Raw genomic sequence first — 3,322 nt, 5'->3', positions numbered from 1 at the left:
CGCCCACCGTCAGCGGCACGCACACCACGATCACCAAGGAACGAGAGACAGATGTCACCGGTGGAGATCACGCCGGAGTCCAACCCGCTGAGGTTGCCCTCCGACCGCCGTCTGGCTCGCATCGCGGGCCCCAGCGGACTCATCATCTTCGGGGTCACGGGAGACCTCTCCCGCAAGAAGCTGATGCCCGCCGTCTACGACCTCGCCAACCGGGGCCTCCTGCCCCCGGGCTTCGCGCTGGTCGGCTTCGCCCGTCGCGAATGGGAGGGCCAGGACTTCGAGCAGGTCGTCTACGAGGCTGTGAAGCAGTACGCGCGCACCCCCTTCGACGAGGACGTCTGGCGTCAGCTCAAGGAGGGGTTCCGCTTCGTCCAGGGCGTCTTCGACGACGCCGAGGCCTTCACGCGGCTCAAGGACACCATCGAGGAGCTCGACCGTGAGCGGGGCACGATGGGCAACCACGCGTTCTACCTGTCGATCCCGCCCAAGGCCTTCCCGATGGTCACGGAGCAGCTGCGCAACTCCGGCCTGGCGGAGGAGAAGGACGGTGCCTGGCGCCGTGTCGTCATCGAGAAGCCCTTCGGCAGCGACCTCAGGACCGCCCGCGAGCTGAACGCCGTCGTCGAGAGCGTCTTCGACCCCGACTCGGTCTTCAGGATCGACCACTACCTGGGCAAGGAGACGGTGCAGAACCTCCTGACCCTGCGCTTCGCCAACCAGATGTACGAGCCCCTCTGGAACTCGAACTACGTCGACCACGTGCAGATCACCATGGCCGAGGACATCGGCGTCGGCGGTCGGGCCGGCTACTACGACGGCATCGGCGCCGCGCGCGACGTCATCCAGAACCACCTCCTGCAGCTCCTCGCGCTCACCGCGATGGAGGAGCCCGTCACGTTCGAGGCCTCGCACCTCCGTGCCGAGAAGGAGAAGGTCCTCTCGGCCGTCCGCATCCCGGAGGACATCGCGGCCGGCACGGCGCGGGGCCAGTACTCCGGCGGATGGCAGGGCGGTGAGAAGGTCCTCGGCTTCCTCGACGAGGAGGGCATGAACCCCGAGAGCGTCACCGAGACCTTCGCGGCGGTCAAGCTCGAGATCGCGACCCGGCGGTGGGCGGGCGTGCCGTTCTACCTCCGGGCCGGGAAGCGCCTCGGCCGTCGCGTCACCGAGATCGCCGTCGTCTTCAAGCAGGTCCCCGAGAACATCTTCGGGACGCAGACCTCGCTCGGCCAGAACGCCCTCGTCATCCGCGTCCAGCCCGACGAGGGAGTGACCCTCCGCTTCGGCTCGAAGGTGCCCGGCATCGGGACCCAGGTGCGCGACGTCACGATGGACTTCGGCTACGGCCACGCGTTCACCGAGGCGAGCCCCGAAGCGTACGAGCGACTCATCCTCGACGTGCTGCTCGGCGATCCCCCGCTCTTCCCCCGTCACGAGGAGGTCGAGCTGTCCTGGCGCATCCTCGACCCGATCGAGGAGTTCTGGGCGACCCAGGGCCAGCCCGAGCAGTACCGCCCCGGCACCTGGGGCCCCCAGTCCGCCGATGACCTGATGGCCCGTGACGGCCGAACCTGGAGGCGTCCGTGATCGTCGACCTGCCCGACAGCACCATCAGCCGCGTCCAGAAGAAGCTGGTCAAGATCCGCGAGGAGGGCGGTGCGGTCGCTCTCGGCCGTGTGCTGACCCTCATCATCTCGACCCACCTCGGCGAGGAGGAAGAGGCCATCGAGGCGGCCAACGAGGCCTCCCGCGAGCACCCGATGCGCGTCATCGTCATCTCCACGTCCCGCGAGGAGACCACCGACGACGCGCGCCTCGACGCGCAGATCCGCGTGGGCGGCGACGCCGGGGCCAGCGAGGTCATCCTCCTGCGCGCCTACGGCGACACCGCGAGCGACGAGGAGGGCCTCGTGACGGGCCTCCTCCTGCCCGACGCGCCCGTCGTGGTGTGGTGGCCCCGTGAGCACCCGGACGTCGTGTCGGAGTCGGCGCTGGGGCGCATCGCGCAGCGGCGCATCACCGACGCGGCCAGCCAGCCCGACCCTCGACGGTCGATCATCGACCTCGGCGGCTCCTACGCCCCCGGCGACACGGACTTCGCCTGGACGCGGCTCACGCTGTGGCGCGCTCAGCTCGCCGCCGTGCTGGACCAGCCGCCCTACGAGCCCGTCATCGGAGTCCAGGTGAGCGGCGCGCCCGACTCCCCCTCGACCGTGCTGCTCGCGGCGTGGCTGCGCCTGCAGCTCCAGGTGACCGTCGAGGGCGACGAGACGATCGGCGCCACCGGCTCGAGCGGCATCCACGGCGTGCGTCTCGTCCGCGACTCCGGCGTCATCGAGCTGGAGCGCTCCGTCGTCGACGTGGCGACGCTGACACAGCCCGGCCAGCCGACGCACGACCTCTCGCTGCCACGCCGGTCGCTCCGTGACTGCCTCGCCGAGGAACTCCGTAGACTCGACGCCGACGACCTCTTCGGGAACGTCGTGAGGAACGGGGTCCGTCTGCTGGACGTCCCCGTCGAGAGCAACTAGGGCAGACTGACACTGTGACGAACGAACGCCGGGTGCTGGTTCACCCTGACAAGGAATCGCTGGGCGCCTCGGTGGCCGCGCGGTTCATCACCAAGATCATCGACGTGATCGAAGAGCAGAACTACGCCTCGGTCGTGGTCAGCGGAGGTTCGGTGAGCACCCTCGTGCTCGCCGCCATCAACGCGTCGCCGGCCCGCGACAGCGTCGACTGGTCGAAGGTCTCGATCTGGTGGGCCGACGAGCGGTGGGTCGAGGCGGGGCACCCCGACCGCAACGACCACCAGGCCGGCATCGACCTGCTCGACCACATCGGGCTGCTGCCCGAGAACGTGCACCGGTTCGCCGCCGTCGGCGACGCAGCCGACGTCGAGGCCGCCGCGGAGCTGTACCGCCGAGAGCTGCACGAGCACGCTCAGGCTGACGACCTCGCTCCGCGCTTCGACATCACCCTGCTCGGCGTCGGCCCCGACGGCCACGTCGCGTCGCTCTTCCCCGACGCACCGCAGGTGCGGATGACGGAGCCCACGGTCCTGGTCGTCGAGGACTCCCCCAAGCCCCCGCCCGTGCGGCTCACGCTGAGCCTGCCGGTCATCAACGAGTCGCAGCGCGTCTGGATGATCCTCGCCGGGGCCGAGAAGGCCTCGTCGCTGGGGCTCGCCCTCGCCGGCGCCGGCGCAGACCAGGTGCCCGTCGCCGGGGTCAAGGGCCGGAAGCGCACGGTCTTCTTCGTCGACCGCGACGCCGCCGCCGAGGTGCCCGAGAACCTCATCGCCTCCACGTACTGACACGGA

3 protein-coding genes are annotated in these 3,322 nt (G+C 69.9%); all 3 read left to right on the top strand.

Annotated features, from left to right (window positions below; all coding sequences use genetic code 11):
* Positions 1–51: 51 nt before the first annotated feature.
* Genes zwf through pgl form a run of 3 tightly spaced genes read left to right on the top strand, consistent with a single transcriptional unit; the run spans position 52 to position 3,316 of the window.
* Positions 52–1,587 carry a glucose-6-phosphate dehydrogenase gene (zwf, locus tag ASF82_RS06335; protein WP_056054834.1) on the top strand — a complete coding sequence of 512 codons (1,536 nt, stop codon included), beginning with the start codon at positions 52–54 and terminating at the stop codon, positions 1,585–1,587.
* Positions 1,584–2,531, top strand: coding sequence for a glucose-6-phosphate dehydrogenase assembly protein OpcA (locus ASF82_RS06330; RefSeq protein ID WP_056054831.1), 948 nt, complete (start codon positions 1,584–1,586; stop codon positions 2,529–2,531). Before zwf ends, ASF82_RS06330 begins: the two co-directional genes overlap by 4 nt.
* A gap of 14 nt (positions 2,532–2,545) precedes the next feature.
* Positions 2,546–3,316, top strand: coding sequence for a 6-phosphogluconolactonase (pgl, locus tag ASF82_RS06325; protein ID WP_056054829.1), 771 nt, complete (start codon positions 2,546–2,548; stop codon positions 3,314–3,316).
* Positions 3,317–3,322: the final 6 nt, after the last annotated feature.

Source organism: Frigoribacterium sp. Leaf164, assembly GCF_001423665.1.
Classification (GTDB): domain Bacteria; phylum Actinomycetota; class Actinomycetes; order Actinomycetales; family Microbacteriaceae; genus Frigoribacterium; species Frigoribacterium endophyticum.
Note: the sequence above shows the minus strand (reverse complement) of the source record. Positions and strands in the feature narration are given on the sequence as shown.

Coding starts and splice junctions, on each gene's coding strand:
- zwf (WP_056054834.1), top strand. CDS start 52: ATGTCACCGGTGGAGATCACGCCGGAGTCCAACCCGCTGAGGTTGCCC.